Source organism: Algoriphagus aurantiacus (genome assembly GCF_035156405.1).
Lineage (GTDB): Bacteria > Bacteroidota > Bacteroidia > Cytophagales > Cyclobacteriaceae > Algoriphagus > Algoriphagus aurantiacus.
In genome coordinates, this window is the sequence record NZ_JAXRUT010000020.1 from 18,996 (window position 1) to 35,263 (window position 16,268).

15 protein-coding genes are annotated in these 16,268 nt (G+C 40.8%); 11 read left to right on the plus strand and 4 right to left on the minus strand.

All coding sequences use genetic code 11. The features are described 5' to 3' along the window. Positions 1-292 precede the first annotated feature (292 nt). The 3 genes from SYJ56_RS18075 to SYJ56_RS18085 form a co-directional block, all read right to left on the minus strand. Positions 293-1,738, minus strand: coding sequence for a M48 family metalloprotease (locus tag SYJ56_RS18075; RefSeq protein ID WP_323836547.1), 1,446 nt, complete (start codon positions 1,736-1,738; stop codon positions 293-295). A gap of 317 nt (positions 1,739-2,055) precedes the next feature. Continuing rightward, positions 2,056-3,762, minus strand: coding sequence for a lysine--tRNA ligase (gene lysS, locus SYJ56_RS18080; RefSeq protein WP_323836549.1), 1,707 nt, complete (start codon positions 3,760-3,762; stop codon positions 2,056-2,058). A gap of 168 nt (positions 3,763-3,930) precedes the next feature. Then, positions 3,931-5,112, minus strand: a complete 1,182-nt coding sequence (locus SYJ56_RS18085) for a proline dehydrogenase family protein (RefSeq protein WP_323836551.1) — start codon at positions 5,110-5,112, stop codon at positions 3,931-3,933. Positions 5,113-5,719: 607 nt separating this feature from the next. Here SYJ56_RS18085 and SYJ56_RS18090 point away from each other — a divergent pair. The 11 genes from SYJ56_RS18090 (at position 5,720) to SYJ56_RS18140 (ending at position 15,610) form a co-directional block, all read left to right on the plus strand. Beyond that, positions 5,720-6,817, plus strand: coding sequence for a chorismate mutase (locus SYJ56_RS18090; protein ID WP_323836553.1), 1,098 nt, complete (start codon positions 5,720-5,722; stop codon positions 6,815-6,817). Positions 6,818-6,907: 90 nt separating this feature from the next. After that, complete coding sequence (gene aroB, locus SYJ56_RS18095; protein ID WP_323836555.1) at positions 6,908-7,951, plus strand: 3-dehydroquinate synthase; 1,044 nt, start codon at positions 6,908-6,910, stop codon at positions 7,949-7,951. A gap of 26 nt (positions 7,952-7,977) precedes the next feature. Further along, positions 7,978-9,204 (plus strand): 3-phosphoshikimate 1-carboxyvinyltransferase, encoded by a 1,227-nt coding sequence (locus tag SYJ56_RS18100; RefSeq protein WP_323836557.1) that lies wholly within the window; start codon positions 7,978-7,980, stop codon positions 9,202-9,204. Between the two features lie 3 nt (positions 9,205-9,207). After that, the gene (locus SYJ56_RS18105) at positions 9,208-10,032 is read left to right on the plus strand and encodes a prephenate dehydratase (protein ID WP_323836559.1); all 825 of its coding nucleotides are present in this window, start codon (positions 9,208-9,210) and stop codon (positions 10,030-10,032) included. Between the two features lie 274 nt (positions 10,033-10,306). Beyond that, a complete protein-coding gene (locus SYJ56_RS18110) occupies positions 10,307-11,452 on the plus strand; it encodes a pyridoxal phosphate-dependent aminotransferase (RefSeq protein ID WP_323836561.1) in 1,146 nt (381 codons plus the stop codon). Between the two features lie 9 nt (positions 11,453-11,461). Continuing rightward, positions 11,462-12,310 (plus strand): prephenate dehydrogenase, encoded by an 849-nt coding sequence (locus tag SYJ56_RS18115; protein ID WP_323836563.1) that lies wholly within the window; start codon positions 11,462-11,464, stop codon positions 12,308-12,310. Between the two features lie 171 nt (positions 12,311-12,481). Next, positions 12,482-12,718: a hypothetical protein gene (locus SYJ56_RS18120; RefSeq protein WP_323836565.1), complete on the plus strand. Its 237-nt coding sequence runs from the start codon at positions 12,482-12,484 to the stop codon at positions 12,716-12,718. Beyond that, positions 12,715-13,014 (plus strand): type II toxin-antitoxin system RelE/ParE family toxin, encoded by a 300-nt coding sequence (locus SYJ56_RS18125; protein WP_323836567.1) that lies wholly within the window; start codon positions 12,715-12,717, stop codon positions 13,012-13,014. The genes SYJ56_RS18120 and SYJ56_RS18125 overlap by 4 nt, the downstream gene beginning before the upstream one ends. Before the next feature lie 123 nt (positions 13,015-13,137). Continuing rightward, entirely contained in the window at positions 13,138-14,109 is a 972-nt protein-coding gene (locus SYJ56_RS18130; protein ID WP_323836569.1) for a Kelch repeat-containing protein, read from the plus strand. A 145-nt stretch (positions 14,110-14,254) separates the two neighbouring features. Further along, complete coding sequence (locus SYJ56_RS18135) at positions 14,255-14,953, plus strand: SIMPL domain-containing protein (protein ID WP_323836571.1); 699 nt, start codon at positions 14,255-14,257, stop codon at positions 14,951-14,953. 75 nt (positions 14,954-15,028) lie between these two features. Beyond that, a complete protein-coding gene (locus tag SYJ56_RS18140; protein WP_323836574.1) occupies positions 15,029-15,610 on the plus strand; it encodes an O-methyltransferase in 582 nt (193 codons plus the stop codon). Positions 15,611-15,656: 46 nt separating this feature from the next. On the opposite strand, the gene SYJ56_RS18145 is transcribed toward SYJ56_RS18140, so the two are convergent. Next, a complete protein-coding gene (locus SYJ56_RS18145) occupies positions 15,657-16,223 on the minus strand; it encodes a Pycsar system effector family protein (protein WP_323836576.1) in 567 nt (188 codons plus the stop codon). Between the last annotated feature and the right edge of the window lie 45 nt (positions 16,224-16,268).

A 16,268-nucleotide genomic window follows, 5' to 3' on the forward strand; every position in this document is an offset into this window, starting at 1 on the left:
TTTTAGGCTTTATGGAATTTGAAAGGGTTCTTTCATTTTGACAATCAAGAAGACCGAGAGTGGAGACACTCACGGCGGCAAATAAATCAAGTTCAGCTTCTGGAGAAGCAAGACAGCGACTTAATTAAATAGAAATCAAGAATATCAATACAGTGCACTGCAATTACTGACATCCCTTCGTGCATTTCTTCGTGTCTCTTCGTGGCCAATAAACAAAAAACCGAGCCTCACAGCCCGGTTTTCCTTTTTTATACAAATACATAATCAACAACTTATTTGAAGATATGCTTTTTCATTTTCCGATCACTTTTATCAACATGCCTTTATTCACTTGATCTGTCAACTGCATCCCATTGAGAAGGGAAAGCTCTTCAAACCGCTCAGATGACATACCAAAATGTTGAAAAGCTGCCTGTAAAGCCATCTGATTGGGTACGGTTTTGATTTTGATGATATCAGGTTTGCGATTTAGTTTCTCTGAATCACGCAATTCCTGAAAATCGCGCATGGTTTTTTGAAAGACTGATTGATAAGAATCAAACTTAGCGAGATCTGAAATTCCCATCAGACTATAAATATTCCCTTCAAACTGAATAAGAGTTGAAAGAACACGAATGGTACCTTGCTCCTGCTTTTGATCGGCCACCATTACTAAAGCAGGCATTCTATTAATGGTCTCTTTCTTAGATTCAACCATAGTCAACGTGTACTTTTCTAAGACTGAATTTGCCGCTTCCTCTAATGTAGCACCGGGGGCTAGAGTAAGCATCATGATAGCATCTCCTGACTTAGGTGCCATTTGAAACTGCTGAGGAGTGTTTTGATGACTCCAGGCTGATGGGATCGGAAACTGGATTTTTAACACTGGATGGTAAAACATGCTGTTCTCCACAAAACCTTGTTTCGGATCTTCGCCTACTATCAGTCCGTCAATTTTCTTCAGATAACTATCTCTATTAATCTCAAATTCAGTTTCTTTAGATTTTTGCTGCCAGTCTTTCGCTAGATTTTCGACTGTGGCATTTCTTTCGTCCGGAGAAGGGTGGGTCGAGAGAAAAGGTGGGATATCTTCTGCTCCAGTATTTCCCTGCTGTCTTTCCAAGGTTTCGAAAAAGCCCGCCATTTCAGTGGCATCATACCCGATTTGGGAAGAATATTCCACACCTAACTTATCAGATTGACGTTCTGCATCTCTTCCAAATTTCAATAAAGCCAATTGCATTCCTTGGGACAAAGGATCCACAAATTGACCTAATTCCGGCACCAATATAATCCCAGCTAAGAGACCTAGTTGACCAAATAACTGATTTCGCTGCTGAATCACTGAGTGCCTAGCCGTAACATGTCCAATCTCATGACCTAAAACTCCCGCAAACTCTGCTTCATTATTGAAATGTGCCATAATACCGCGCGTGAAATACACATAGCCACCAGGTACTGCAAAGGCATTTATGACTGGTGAATCCACTATTTTGAATTCGTAAGCCAATTTAGGTCTGTGTGAGATTGCCGCCATTTCATTACCCTTGGTTGTGATAAATTCTTGAAGTTGGGGATCTTCGTAAAGACCAAAAAAGGCGACAATTTCTGGGTCTGACTGCTGTCCCATGGCAATTTCCTGAGCTTCAGACATCAATACAATCTGCTTTTTTCCAGTTACAGGATTGATAGCACAAGAACTTAAACTCAAAAGTATAAATACCGAACAGAGGTTAAAGATGTCCTTGAAAGTTCTCATATGATCATAAGTTTTAGCTGTTATATTTTAATAAGTAATGGAAAATTTCATTCCAATTTTATCAGCCAAATGAAACTAGTTTTTTCTGACTGGCAAAAGTGGTTATTTATATCTAAGAAAAGTGAATTTCACTGAGCATAAACTATGCGTTGGGTTGGATTTTTAAACCATATCTGAGAAAGACTTTAATAGCGAAAGTCGTGAGAGTGGACACTCACGGCGGCGAAAGCCTTCGTGCATTTCTTCGCTCCCTTCGTGGCTAAAAACAATAAAACCGAGCCTCGCAGCCCGGTTTTATTGTAGATATCAAGTAGAACTCAATCCACTAGAGACACCGAGATAGCATCCCCATCTTTGGTCACTTTTGCAACTCCTTTGCCTGTAAGGCCCTTCATTGCTACATCCCATTTCTTTCCACTAAGTCCTGCTTTTGCTTTTAGATCGGCTAAAGCCACAGGAGATTCCTGCTTTAAAAGTTCGAAAATCCCTTTTTCCTCTTCAGTCATTTCCACCTGCTTTTTCTCTGGCCTCATCTGAGGAAAGAATAGCACTTCTTGGATAGTGGTATTATTTGTAAGCAACATGGTCAAGCGGTCTATACCGATTCCTAAACCTGAAGTTGGCGGCATTCCGTATTCCAAGGCACGAAGAAAATCTTCATCCATCGCCATAGCTTCGTCGTCACCCCGCTCAGCTAATTTCAACTGATCTTCAAATCGCTCACGCTGATCAATAGGATCATTTAACTCTGTATAGGCATTGGCTATTTCTTTTCCATTCACAAATAGCTCAAAACGTTCCACCAAACCTGGTTCCGTTCTATGCTTCTTTGCCAAAGGCGTCATCTCAATCGGATAATCTGTGATGTAAGTTGGCTGGATCAAGTTTGCCTCCACCTTCTCACCGAAGATCTCATCGACTAGCTTACCTTTGCCCATGGATGCATCGGTTTCAATACCCATCTCCGCGCAGACTTTGCGTAGTCCTTCCTCATCCATCTTGCTCACATCGATTCCAGCATTTTCCTTGATGGAATCATACATGGTCAGCCTTCTATACGGTCCAGCAAACTCGATTTCATTAGCACCAACAGTGATTTTGGTTTTGCCATGGATCGACTCAGTAACCTGCTCAATCAATTCTTCCACCATTTCCATCATCCAGATATAATCTTTGTAGGCCACATAGATTTCCATGGAAGTGAATTCCGGATTATGGGTACGGTCCATCCCTTCATTTCGGAACATTTTACCAAACTCATACACTCCGTCAAATCCACCAACAATCAGTCTCTTGAGATACAATTCATTAGCGATTCTCAAGAAAAGCGGCATATCCAGGGTATTGTGATGCGTATCGAACGGACGGGCAGCAGCTCCACCATGTACGGCTTGAAGGATTGGGGTCTCTACTTCCAGCCATCCATGATCATCAAAATACCTACGCATCTGCGTGATGATTCTAGAGCGGGTGATAAAAGTCTTCTTCACCTCAGGATTCACTGTCAGATCCACATAGCGCTGACGATATCTCATCTCAGGATCAGTAAATCCATCATGCACATTGCCTTCCTCATCTCTTTTCACCACAGGAAGAGGCTTCACAGATTTAGAAAGAATGGTCAATTCCGTGACATGGAGAGATATCTCACCTGTCTGAGTAGTAAAAATATAGCCTTTCAAGCCAAGGAAATCTCCTATGCCCAATAGCTTTTTAAAAACCGTATTATATAATGTCTTGTCTTCGCCTTCACAGATATCATCGCGACGCACGTAGAATTGCAGACGACCCGTAGCATCTTGAATCTCTCCAAAAGACGCCGAGCCCATAATACGACGGCTCATCAAACGCCCCGCAATAGAAATACCCTTGTAATCGTTTTTGCGATTTTCATAGTTACGATGAATATCCTCCGCAGTGACATTGATCGGAAATGCCTCTGCAGGATAGGGATTGATCCCCAATTTCATCAGTTCTTCCCGATCTTTACGTCTTTCTATTTCCTGTTCGCTCAAAAGTTGCATTATATTGATTTGATATTTGTTTGTTCTTTTTTATTGTCAGGTGTTTAGATGACCGATGTCCGATGATTGCCATCACCTTACAACATTCTACCTCTCACCTCTTACTCTTCACCACTTACAATTTGCCACTCACCTTTCACATTCTCTGACACTGCCCACTGAGACTGATCACCGCCTACTCTTCTTCCTTCTCTCAAGTTCTCTTTTTATCATTGAAAATTCCCTACTGCTTTGTCCTGCAATACTGGAATTCTCAGAAGCCCTGCGAATCAGATATGGCATTACTTTTTCCACAGGTCCATAGGGCACATATTTCAATACTCTATAACCGGCATCAGCAAGATTGAAGGAGATATTATCACTCATTCCATAGAGCTGCGCAAAGAATACGCGATCTGACTCCTTGTCTATTCCATGCTTCTCGATTAGTTCTACCACAAGATGATTACTAGCTTCATTGTGCGAACCGCTCACTAAGTAAACGTCATTCGCTATGCAAAACTCCACACCGAGATTGTAGTCTTTATCAGTCGCTGATTTGCTAGGTTGAATCGGACTTTCATAGCCCATTTCGGCTGCTCGCTCAGCTTCTTTTTCCATATATGCTCCACGTACCAATTTAGCTCCTAAGAGATAACCCTTAGATTTGGAAACTACTTCAGCGGCTTTTAAGCGAGCCAGCATATCGTGACGATACATCTGATAGGTATTATATACTATGCAGCTTTCTCGGTTGTATTTCTCCATGGCTTCGTATGCCAACTCATCAATCACATCCTGAAACCAGGATTCCTCAGCATCAACCAATATTTTTATTCCATTTTGGAAAGCCGCATTGCACAATTGATCCACCCGGTTTTTCATTCTGTCAAAAGCCAATCTTTCTTCCTTTGAAAGCGTCTCACCAGCCTGCACCTTCGTCATGATCTGATAATCCCCTAACCCAGTTACTTTGAAAACTGCGAATGGCAAAGAGCTTTGATTCTCCGCTTTCTCAATAGTTTTCAATATCTCAGCGCAAGTCTGATCATAACTGGCTTCATCCCCTTCTCCCTCTACCGAGTAATCAAGTGTACTTTCCACACCATATTTCGCCAATTTCTGTGCAGCCGATGTGCTTTCAGCTATTGTCTCTCCTCCACAAAAATGCCCGAACATTGTCTGCTTCATAATTCCTTTTATAGGTAGATTGAGCTTAAACCCAATATTAGTCAGAGCAATCCCGATATCAGAAACAAATTTATTGTTCAACATGGCAAAAACCATGTACATTTTCCTGAGTTCTGAATTACTTTTTGAGGCAAAGGCAACCTTTAAATTCTCAAAAGAAATAGTGGATTTGGTGGGCATATTCCTGAAATAAAGCTGCAAAGATATTAAAAAAACTGCTTTCGCTTTCCTTTTGTTATGATAATTCAGGTGATGTAAAGACGGTTAAAAGAGACTTAAAATAAGAGAATGAGGAATGTTATCAGAAGGCAGGAATAATCAATATGAGCGAATAAAGTATATACACCTGAAATACGATAGACCTAATTTCTTATTGTGGAATCAAAATCTATAACAATATCCTTTCTCCAAATCCTCCTGAAACATTTTTAAATTATACCAAAAAATATTTTATAATCATTTCCGGATATTTTCATCAGCAAATCAGAATATTATTCCGAAAACAGCTTCCATATTGTTGAAATTTAAAAATTTTCAATGAATTGCCTGTATCGTTGAGGATTAAATAACATAGGTGGTAAAAAATTAATTTTGATTTTAAAAATCACCACTTTACATTTGACACATGTTAAACACAGCCGCTACATATTTTAGCTTCTTTTACTTTTACTTTCGAAGACAAAATCGAATCGGAGTTGTGTATTGCCTAGCTTAATCTAAAAAGAACATATACCACATAAAGCCCGATTCGAAAGAGTCGGGCTTTTTTCATTTAAAGCTCAGTATTATGAAAGAACACAAGCAAATCAAAGACTGGGGCCTAGGACTAACAGGCCCAACCATCATCGCAGGTCCCTGCTCCGCAGAGACTCCAGAGCAAATCGAGCAGATTTGTATCGAGATGAAGGAAAACAATGTAATCCCATCCATGTTCCGTGCAGGGATCTGGAAGCCAAGAACCAGACCAGGAAGCTTCGAAGGTATCGGTGAAGAAGGACTAAAGTGGATGGAGATCGTTCGTCATCATCTGAACATCCCCATCACTGTGGAAGTGGGAAATGCTGCTCACGCAGAAATAGCCCTTAGAAACAAGGTAGATGTGGTTTGGGTCGGCGCAAGAACTACTGTAAACCCTTTCGCTGTTCAGGAAATTGCTGACGCATTGAAAGGAACCGATATTCCGGTGATGGTAAAAAACCCAATGAATCCTGATCTAGATCTTTGGATAGGAGCTTTGGAAAGATTCCACGCAGTGGGCCTGACGAAATTGGCAGCCATTCACAGAGGGTTCTCCGATTCGTATGACAAGCGATACAGAAACAAGCCAAACTGGTCAATGCCAATGCATTTGAAGCGTGTATGGACTGGCATGGAAGTGATCAATGACCCTTCTCATATTGTAGGGAAAAGAGACGGTATCTTGGAAATCTCCCAGAAGGCTATGAATTTTGGTCTAGACGGGTTAATGATCGAGACTCACCACGATCCGGACAAAGCTTGGTCTGATGCAAAGCAGCAAGTAACTCCTGCTCGTTTGAAAGAGATTTTGGATGCTATTGACTTCAAAAAACCACTAGAATCCGAGCAGCCTAGCGAGCGTCTCTATGATCTTAGAAGAGCTGTAGATCACTTGGATGATCAGTTGCTGGATATTCTTCAGGAAAGATTTGCTGTGATCGACCAGATCGGTGCGCACAAAAGAGAGCATCACCTATCCGTATTTCAGTCTGATCGCTGGAAAGAAGTGATGGAGGGACGTACTGCAAAGGGAGTTCAGAAAAACCTTAGCGAGAAATTTATGAGGGAGTTGCTTTATTGTATCCATGAAGAGTCAGTAAAGCGTCAAGAAAAGCAGCTTAGAGAAGCTGCGCCGGTAAAAAAGTAAATTCATAATCACTGAGCTAATTTAAGTCTGAGGGGAAGGTTTCTCCTCGGACTTTTTCTCCTAATTTAGACTCAGTAAACTCCCGTTTTTGTGAACTCAATTATCTTTTCTGAAAATGCATCTGTTGATTTGACCGCTGTGCTCAGCGAACTCAAATTTTCCAGTCTTTTTATTCTGACAGATGAAAACACTAAGAAGCATTGTCTCCCATTAGTTGAAGAAGTTTTCCCATCAACAAGTACTTTTCTGACGATAGATTCTGGGGAAAAGAACAAGACCATCGCTACTTGCATGCAAATCTGGGCAGCGATGACCGAAGCCCAACTCGACAGAAAAGCTCTTTTCTTAAATATTGGAGGCGGGGTGCTTGGAGACATGGGAGGATTTTGTGCGAGCATTTACAAAAGAGGAATTCGCTTTATCAATATGCCTACTACCCTCCTAAGTCAAGTGGATGCAAGTGTGGGGGGGAAATTGGGAGTGGATTTCGAAGGACTGAAAAATCACCTCGGGGTATTCAATGAACCTGAGACAGTTATTGTAGCATCCGAATTCCTAAATACACTACCAGAACTTCAACTTAGATCTGGCTATGCCGAGATCATAAAGCATGGATTGATTCGTGACAAGAAGTATTTCGAGAGTCTGGATTTTGACCACTGGCAAAGTTCTTATTGGAATCCACTGATCCATCATTCTGTGGAGATCAAAAGAGATGTTGTCAAAGAAGACCCAAAAGAAGCCGGTTTACGAAAAATCTTAAATTTTGGACATACGATAGGCCATGCATTTGAAACTTACTTTTTGGATGGATCTCGGCATTTATTACATGGAGAAGCCATTGCTGTCGGCATGATTTGCGAAGCTTGGCTTTCACACAAAAAATTAGACCTTTCGAAGTCAGAAGTGGAGCAAATTCAATCTGCCTTTTTGAAAGTGTACGGCAAAATAGAAATCTTGGAAACTGACATTCCTGCAGTCCTGGATTTTTGCCTCCAAGACAAAAAGAATGAAGGCAAAGAATTGATGTTTTCTTTGCTCAATTCCATCGGCGATTGCAGGTATAATATTCCTGTCACCCGGGAGGAAATCCGTGAAGCAATCCATTATTACCAAAATTTACCTCAGACCTAATTTCATATATTTTGAATACTGAAACCATGGAAACCATACATCTGGCTCAAAAATCAGATTTTTCGGCTACCCATATTCCTCTTCCTTCTTCCAAAAGTGAATCCAATCGAGTACTTATTATTGATGCACTGACAGATGGGAAGAATAAGCTAAGTAACCTTGCTGAAGCACGTGACACACAGACAATGATCAGTTTGTTGAAGAAAAATCCGCCGGTTTATGACGTGCTGGATGCAGGAACTACGATGCGATTTTTGACAGCCTATGCCGCTATCACCAATCAGAAAAAGGTGATGACAGGAACACCGAGGATGTGCGAGCGTCCGATTGGGATCTTGGTAGATGCCCTAAGAACAGTGGGTGCAGAAATTCATTATTTAGGCGTGGAAGGCTATCCACCGATGGCAATTCATGGCCTTCCTGAGCAGACAAGTGATAAAGTAAAAATCAGAGGAGACGTTTCCAGCCAATATATTTCAGCGATGTTGATGATTGCTCCTTTGCTACCGAAGGGACTGGAAGTAGAATTAGAAGGCAAGGTTGGTTCTCGCTCATATATAGAGATGACCCTGGATTCCATGTCTCAGTTTGGAATCAACTACACTTGGACTGAGAATAAAATCTCCGTTCCCCATCAAGCCTACCAGCCTACAACTTTTGCGGTAGAAAGCGACTGGTCGGGAGCAGGATATTGGTTCAGTCTCTTGGCTTGCGCTGATTCAGGAGAGCTATTTCTTTCCGGTCTGAAAGAAAACAGCCTTCAAGGGGATTCTGCAGTAGTGGAGATCATGGGGCAGTTAGGTGTGAAAAGCACCTTTCAAGATGGAGGCGTCTTATTGCAGAAAAAGGAAGTTACTGGATTGAAAACCTGGGACTTCACCCACTGTCCTGATTTGGCACAGACTATCGCGGTGACTTGCGCCATTTTAGGACAGAATGCTACTTTTACAGGTCTTGAAAGTCTGAAAATCAAGGAGACTGATAGAATTTATGCATTGCAGCAAGAGCTAGCAAAATTCAATGCGGACTTAAAAGAAATAGAACCTGAAGTCTATCAGGTAATCCCATCGGTGACCATGCCTTCAGAAGTGAAAATCCATACCTATGAAGATCACAGGATGGCGATGGCTTTTATGCCTTTAATCACCAAAACACGGGTAAGTATAGAAGATCCTTCCGTCGTAAATAAATCTTATCCGAGCTTTTGGAAACATTGCCAGCTTGCGGGGATTTCTATCGTAAGTCAATCCTAATCTATGAGCAAGCTTAAAATAGCCATTCAAGGCGTTCCCGGTTCTTTCCACCACCAAGTAGCGATGCGTAATTTCGGTGAAGACATACAAATTTTGGATTTCACCACCTTTGAGCCTGTAGCAAGGTCTGTGGCAAATGGCGAAGCTGATTTTGCCGTGATGGCAATAGAGAACTCCATTGCGGGAGCGATTTTACCCAATTATGACTTGATAGATCGCTATGGCTTGAGTATCCGCGATGAATACTATCTGCCTATCGGGCATCAATTCATGGCTCTTCCAGGACAGACTATTGATGATATTACCGAAGTCCGCTCTCATCCTATGGCCCTTTTGCAGTGCAAGGCTTTTTTTGCGCAGCATCCCCATATCCAACTCAAAGAAGACACAGACACTGCATCAGTAGCCCGTGATATAGCTAAAGAAAACCTAAAAGGCGTAGCAGCAATAGCTTCAAGTATTGCAGCCGGTATTTATGGAATGGAGATCCTCGCGCCGGATATTCAGACGGTGAAAAGTAATTTTACCCGCTTTATAATTCTTCAAAAAGAATCTTTAAAACCGGCTAATTCTGCTAATAAAGCATCCATTAAGGTCACCATACAAAACCACAAAGGAGGATTAGCAAAACTTCTGACTTTGATATCTGAAAAAGGGATTGATTTGAGCAAAATCCAGTCAATTCCAGTGATCGAAAAACCTTGGGAATATGCGTTTTTCATCGATTTGGTTTTTGAAGATCATGCCATACTCTCACAGACAATTGAAGAAATTCGAACTAGTTTTGGTGAAGTGAAAATTTTTGGAGAATACTTGAGTCGAAAATGACATATTTATCTGCCTCCATCCAATAAAACTAATTTTCTTTGTTTAGTGGCCGGAAGACCGAAGACATCCCGATGGCTATCGGGAGATCGAAGTAGCAGAAATGCATGAGTTCATCCAATCCTAAAATGCTTTTGTCTCTGGTAGAACTAGTGATGAAAATTAAAAAATTAAGAAGAAAACACATAAAATCGAGCATGACTCAAGAATCACACACTGAGACGATTATAATGTATGCGAGATTCCATATAGCCTTTAAAAGACAAATTATAAGCATATGAAAGGCTTTGCAGATCGAGTAAGCAGTGTAGAAGAATATTATTTTTCTGCAAAACTCCGTGAGGTAAATCAGATGATTGCCGACGGAAAACCAGTCATCAACCTGGGAATAGGCAGTCCGGACATGGCTCCCGACAAAAAAGTAATTGATGCACTGAAAAATACTGCAGATAATCCTCATTCGCATGGGTATCAGAGCTATCAGGGAATTCCTGAATTGAGAATTTCCATAGCGAATTTCTACGCCAGAGAATACGGAGTCAGCCTAGATCCAAACAAGGAAATCCTCCCGATGATGGGTTCTAAAGAAGGAATCATGCATCTCAGCATGACTTTCTTGAATGCCGATGAGGAGGTACTGGTTCCCAATCCGGGTTATCCAACCTACACTTCTGTCACCAATTTGCTGGGTGCAAAACCAGTTTATTACAATATTGATCTGACTAAAGCCGGACGGCCGAACCTGGAAGAGTTAGAGAAACAGGATCTAAGCAAAGTGAAATTGATGTGGATCAACTATCCGCATATGCCCACAGGCGCGACGGGAAGCAGAGCTATTTTGCAAGAATTAGTGGCTTTTGCCAAAAAGCATGAAATTGTATTGCTCCATGACAATCCGTACAGTCATATTCTGACGAAGGAGCCAATCAGTATTTTGTCAATCCCTGGAGCGAAGGAGGTTGCAATGGAGCTGAACTCTCTAAGTAAAGCATTTAATATGCCTGGTTGGCGAGTAGGAATGCTTGCCGGTCGGGAAGACTGGATTGCGAAAGTACTGAAAGTGAAAAGCAACATGGATTCTGGGATGTTTTTGGGAATTCAGAAAGGCGCAATAGCGGCACTGAACCTAGGGGAAAGTTGGTTTTCGGATATTGAAAGCACGTACCAAAGTCGCAGAAAGCTGGTATGGAAGCTGGCGGATAAACTCAACTTGACTTACGACACCAACGCCGCGGGTTTATTTGTCTGGTGCAAAGCACCTGATGATAAAACTGCCGATCAAGTGGTGGACGAGTTGCTATACGAAAGGAATATATTTATCACTCCTGGAAAAATCTTCGGTTCGGAAGGCGAAGGCTATGTACGCTTTTCGCTTTGCATGCCGGAATTCAAGATCCTGGAAGCTATCAATCGCATTAAATAACATAATCATATGAAAAAATTACACATTGTCGGTTTAGGGCTTCTTGGGGGCTCATTTGCTTTGGCAGCCAAGGATAAATTCCCCGGAATTATTATTACCGGAACTGATGCCGACGACACAAACCTACAGGATGCATTAAATCTGGGAATCATTCAGGAAGCCAAAGATGCACCGGATGCTGACACGGATATTGTCATTTTAGCTACTCCAGCTGATAGCTTGGGAGATCTACTTTTGAAAACTCTAGATCAAATCGGGGAGCACACCTTGGTTTTTGATGTAGGGTCTACAAAAGCCAAACTTTGCGATCTAGTGGCAGATCATCCTAAAAGGAAACAATACCTAGCAGCTCACCCAATCGCAGGAACCGAATATTCAGGCCCAAAAGCAGCGCTTACAGGACTATTGGACCGCAAAGTGATAATCATCTGCGAACTGGAAAAAACTGATTTACAATTGAAAGAGAAGGCTTACGAGCTTTTCGATGCGCTTAATCTGAAACTGAGATTTATGGATCCTGACGAGCATGACCGTCATTTGGCATTTGTATCTCACCTTTCACATATTTCTTCATTTATGTTGGGCAAAACTGTCTTACAGAAAATGGAAGATGAGAAAAGCATCTTCGATATGGCAGGTTCAGGATTTGCTTCTACAGTTCGTCTGGCGAAATCAAGTCCGGCGATGTGGGCTCCTATTTTTGTAGAAAACAAGGAAAATATCTTGTCTGCGTTAGACGGTTACATTTCGAATCTGACATCTTTTCGTGATAAAATCGCAGCAAGCGATGGTCAGGGATTATCTGATGAAATGACAGAAATCAATTCGATCCGGAATATTCTGGATTTGGAAAGGTAAACCGATTTCGGGTTTCTGAAAGCGCCATATGCCACGAAAGCAAATGGCGTTTTTTTTATTTTTGTTTATATCCGATTATGCCCTAACTATCAATAAGATGAACCGTTTTCTATCTTTGTTTCGTTAATTCAGTATCTTATCATCGCTAGAGTTTTTATAAAGCCCAAAGAAATGACATTACAATATATCCATGATACCGAAGGAAATACTACTGGAGTCATAATCCCAATCAAGGAGTGGCAATCTCTGAAAGCGAAATATTCCGAACTACAAGAAGCTGAAAACCCTACAGAGCTAACTGCATGGCAAAAAAAAATAATTAACGAACGTCTGTCCGACTATTATAATAATCCAGACAATGTCTGTGATTTTGACAAAACACTTGATGATATCGAACGGGGTGTATGAATTTCACCTTTGTCAATAGACCAAAAGTAAAAATTGACATCAGTAGTGCTGTCGCCTATTACAAAGAAATTAATCCAGAGCTGGCTAAGCAGTTTTTATTCCGTATCCGGGAAGCCAAAACCCGTATTGCCCAATCACCTCTAGGATTTCAGTTCAAGTATAATGAAGTCAGAACAATAATGCTCAATCAGTTCCCCTACCATGTTCATTATCTGATTGAAAACTCAAAAAAACAAATCATTATTCTCGCGATCATCCATTCGCACAAAAAAACACAGGATTATACAGAAAGGTAGCTCAACTCGTACGGATAATTCTAAAGAAAGCCTGAGTTTAAAACATTTGTATCATGAACTTCGACAATAAGACTATATCCAAAAATCCGTATTTTCATCCTACTAAAACCTAAACCCATACTCATGAAGTACTTTTTCAGTCTAGCACTCTTGCTAATAACCACAGTTGGATTATCTCAATCTTCTGATCAATGGACCACGGTAGAAACCGCCAATTACCCGCTGCCAAGACATGAAAACTCATTCGTCGAATGCGATGGTAAATTTTATCTTCTGGGAGGAAGAGGAATCAAACCGATTGAAGAATATGACCCTAAAACTAATATGTGGAAGACTTTGGCCATGGCTCCAATGGAATTCCATCATTTCCAAGCCATTTCTTTTAAGAATGAAATCTATGTAATCGGAGCATTGACGGGGGGGTATCCACATGAGACTCCTTTGAAGAACTTCTTAATTTTCAACCCTAAAACCAATACTTGGCGGGAAGGCGCGGAAATCCCTGAAGATAGACGCAGAGGTTCTGCAGGAGTTTTAACGCGGGGAGATAAGATCTATATGGTGTGTGGTATTGTCGATGGGCATTACGCAGACTTTGTTCCCTGGCTAGATGAATATGACACTAAAACAGGTGAATGGACTGTGCTTCCTGATGCTCCAAGACCGAGGGACCACTTTGGTGCGGTACTCGTAGATGATAAAATTTATGCTGCCGGCGGCAGAACTTCCCATGCTGAAATAGGAAAAGTACTAGATCTAGTGATCTCTGAAGTTGACTTTTTTGATTTCAAAACCAATTCTTGGAGCACGGTTGAAGCTGACTTGCCGACGCCGAGAGGTGGAACTTCTTCTATCGGAAAAGGTCCCTATTTACTTGTAATGAACGGCGAAAGCACAGTGCAGGAAGCTTCACATTCGGAAGTGGAAGTACTTGACACCCGAACTGGCACATGGTCTAGATTACCTGATTTGAACCAAGGTCGTCATGGAACTGGAGTGATTTATCACAAAGGTAAACTCTATGTAGCTGCCGGAAGTGCGAATCGAGGTGGAGGGCCGGAATTGAATGACATGGAAGTGCTGAAGTGGAAATAACTATTGCATATTTCAAATAGAAAAATTGATTTTTCCACTTAGGTTCTTTGATCTCTCATTTCCTTAATTTCCCTTAACAAAATCAACTTTTTTAAATAATTGGCTTTCATTTTGAATACCCACAAGTAGAACTAACCAAACACATATGAGAAATTACTTAACTATAATGTTCGCCTTTTTAATGGCTGCCCCACTTTTAGCTCAGGACAACATGACTGTCCCTTTGATTGAAGTGGAAGGATTTAGTGAGAAAAAAATCGCTCCAGATGAAGCGGCTTTCCAGATTAATTTGGAGGAAAAAGCAATGAAAGTCACAGATGCTGTGCAAGTGCTGAACAAAAAGACACAATTGCTAGCTGATGCTTTGAAGAAAGCTAAAATCAAGGATTATAAATTAATTGCTGACAATTACTCTGTAGATGTCAATCGCATTTACAGAAGTGGAACCCAGCGTGATTCAGGGTATGTTGCCAGACAATCGTTGAGAGTGGTGACTAATAGCAAGAATGAAGATTTGCAGAAAATTGTTGAATCAATTCAAGGAGCTGGAGATATGAGTTTCAATTTAAATTTCCAGATTTCTGAAGCTACGCAGAGGTCTTTAGAAGATGAATTGCTAACAGCTGCCTTGAAAAATGCTGAAAGCAGAGCACAACTTATCGCTCAAGCTTTGGGAATCAAATCAATCCGCGTTCATCGAGTTTCCTTGGAGTCCCAACCTATTGCCTATGCAGTCGCCAAAATGGAAATGATGCGCACAAGTGCTGATGCTGCTGCACCTCCATTGTTAAATCCAGATGAGCAGAGTCTTCAGAAGCGGGTGTATGTAAAATATACTTATTGAAATTAAGTCCGCGAAAGCGGACTTTTACGTAACTTTTTGAAAACCAACATTATTAACTTCTCAAATTTTTATGTGATGAATGAAGCAGACATCAAAAACAAACCTAGCGTTCATGCTAAAATTGAGGCTAAATGTCAAGAAATAGGCTTTGATATGCCTTCAGATCTCTATATAGGCACATTATTGAAATCATTGGTAGCGAGTAAACCATGCGGACATTTCCTCGAACTTGGGACTGGAATAGGTTTATCCCTCTCTTGGATGGCAGATGGCATAGATGATTGTGGAAGCATTATTTCCATAGACAATGACCCAAAACTAACGGGGATAGTTAGCCAATTTTTTATGCTTGATTCAAGAGTCAATATTCTTTGCCAGGATGGTACTGAGTGGATCAAAAATTATTCTGGTGATAAATTCGACTTGATATTTGCAGATGCTTGGCCTGGCAAATACAGCGATTTAGATGAAACACTGGCATTACTAAAGATTGGTGGAATCTATGTCATAGACGATATGGATGAGCAGCCAAACTGGCCACAAGGACATTCGGAAAAAGCTGAGGAATTAGTCAAGAGATTGGAGAACAGGAAAGATTTTAATATTACTAAAATGAACTGGTCATCAGGGATTATTTTAATGACAAAACTTAGGTAGCTAAATTCTATCAATATTTTCCCAAAAAAATAGGTATGCGTAGCGATCATAAAGCTATCAAATAAATAAAAAAAGTGACTACCCCGATTGCTAGTCCAATAATGAATACAGTGTAAGCATGGCCAAGGAGTTTATATTTTCTGTTTAAAACTTTCCCTTGATAGTACAATGAAATCGCCATCTGCTCCTGAACTTCTTTCTTTGAAATCAAAACACGGTCTATTTCTGAAAGGTATTCAGTCAGTGAAAAATTAGAACTGACACCAAAAAACATCATACTAGATTTTACTTCCTCATTCAGGCTGTTTCGCTTTCCCAATACCTTAGGCCTAGCCGCTTGAACCGCTAGTACAGTAGATATAAGGCAAGTGGTCAGTAAAATTAAAATCGGGATCAGAAAAACAGTCCGCTGATAATCTATCTGATGCGCTATTGTACCATATCCAATAATCGCCACCACAGAAGATATTACTAGCGCGTTGATGCTTATGACAATGTTAGCTTTGTTATCCGCGATTTGGAGCAGATTACAATTATTCATAAAAGTCACCCGGAAAAAAGTCTGTTGGGCTCTTTCAGTTTTATCTTTTTTGGACTCTGAAATTTCTTCCATCTTGATACCTTTTATAAACAATTAATTTACATAATAATTTCTCAC

Excerpts from the sequence above, each read along its gene's own strand:
- SYJ56_RS18145 (WP_323836576.1), bottom strand. The coding sequence starts at position 16,223 with ATGGAAGAAATTTCAGAGTCCAAAAAAGATAAAACTGAAAGAGCCCAA.
- SYJ56_RS18130 (WP_323836569.1), top strand. The coding sequence starts at position 13,138 with ATGAAGTACTTTTTCAGTCTAGCACTCTTGCTAATAACCACAGTTGGA.
- SYJ56_RS18100 (WP_323836557.1), top strand. The coding sequence starts at position 7,978 with ATGGAAACCATACATCTGGCTCAAAAATCAGATTTTTCGGCTACCCAT.
- SYJ56_RS18110 (WP_323836561.1), top strand. The coding sequence starts at position 10,307 with ATGAAAGGCTTTGCAGATCGAGTAAGCAGTGTAGAAGAATATTATTTT.
- SYJ56_RS18125 (WP_323836567.1), top strand. The coding sequence starts at position 12,715 with ATGAATTTCACCTTTGTCAATAGACCAAAAGTAAAAATTGACATCAGT.
- SYJ56_RS18105 (WP_323836559.1), top strand. The coding sequence starts at position 9,208 with ATGAGCAAGCTTAAAATAGCCATTCAAGGCGTTCCCGGTTCTTTCCAC.
- SYJ56_RS18135 (WP_323836571.1), top strand. The coding sequence starts at position 14,255 with ATGAGAAATTACTTAACTATAATGTTCGCCTTTTTAATGGCTGCCCCA.
- SYJ56_RS18140 (WP_323836574.1), top strand. The coding sequence starts at position 15,029 with ATGAATGAAGCAGACATCAAAAACAAACCTAGCGTTCATGCTAAAATT.
- SYJ56_RS18120 (WP_323836565.1), top strand. The coding sequence starts at position 12,482 with ATGACATTACAATATATCCATGATACCGAAGGAAATACTACTGGAGTC.
- SYJ56_RS18090 (WP_323836553.1), top strand. The coding sequence starts at position 5,720 with ATGAAAGAACACAAGCAAATCAAAGACTGGGGCCTAGGACTAACAGGC.
- SYJ56_RS18085 (WP_323836551.1), bottom strand. The coding sequence starts at position 5,112 with ATGCCCACCAAATCCACTATTTCTTTTGAGAATTTAAAGGTTGCCTTT.
- SYJ56_RS18075 (WP_323836547.1), bottom strand. The coding sequence starts at position 1,738 with ATGAGAACTTTCAAGGACATCTTTAACCTCTGTTCGGTATTTATACTT.
- SYJ56_RS18115 (WP_323836563.1), top strand. The coding sequence starts at position 11,462 with ATGAAAAAATTACACATTGTCGGTTTAGGGCTTCTTGGGGGCTCATTT.
- lysS (WP_323836549.1), bottom strand. The coding sequence starts at position 3,762 with ATGCAACTTTTGAGCGAACAGGAAATAGAAAGACGTAAAGATCGGGAA.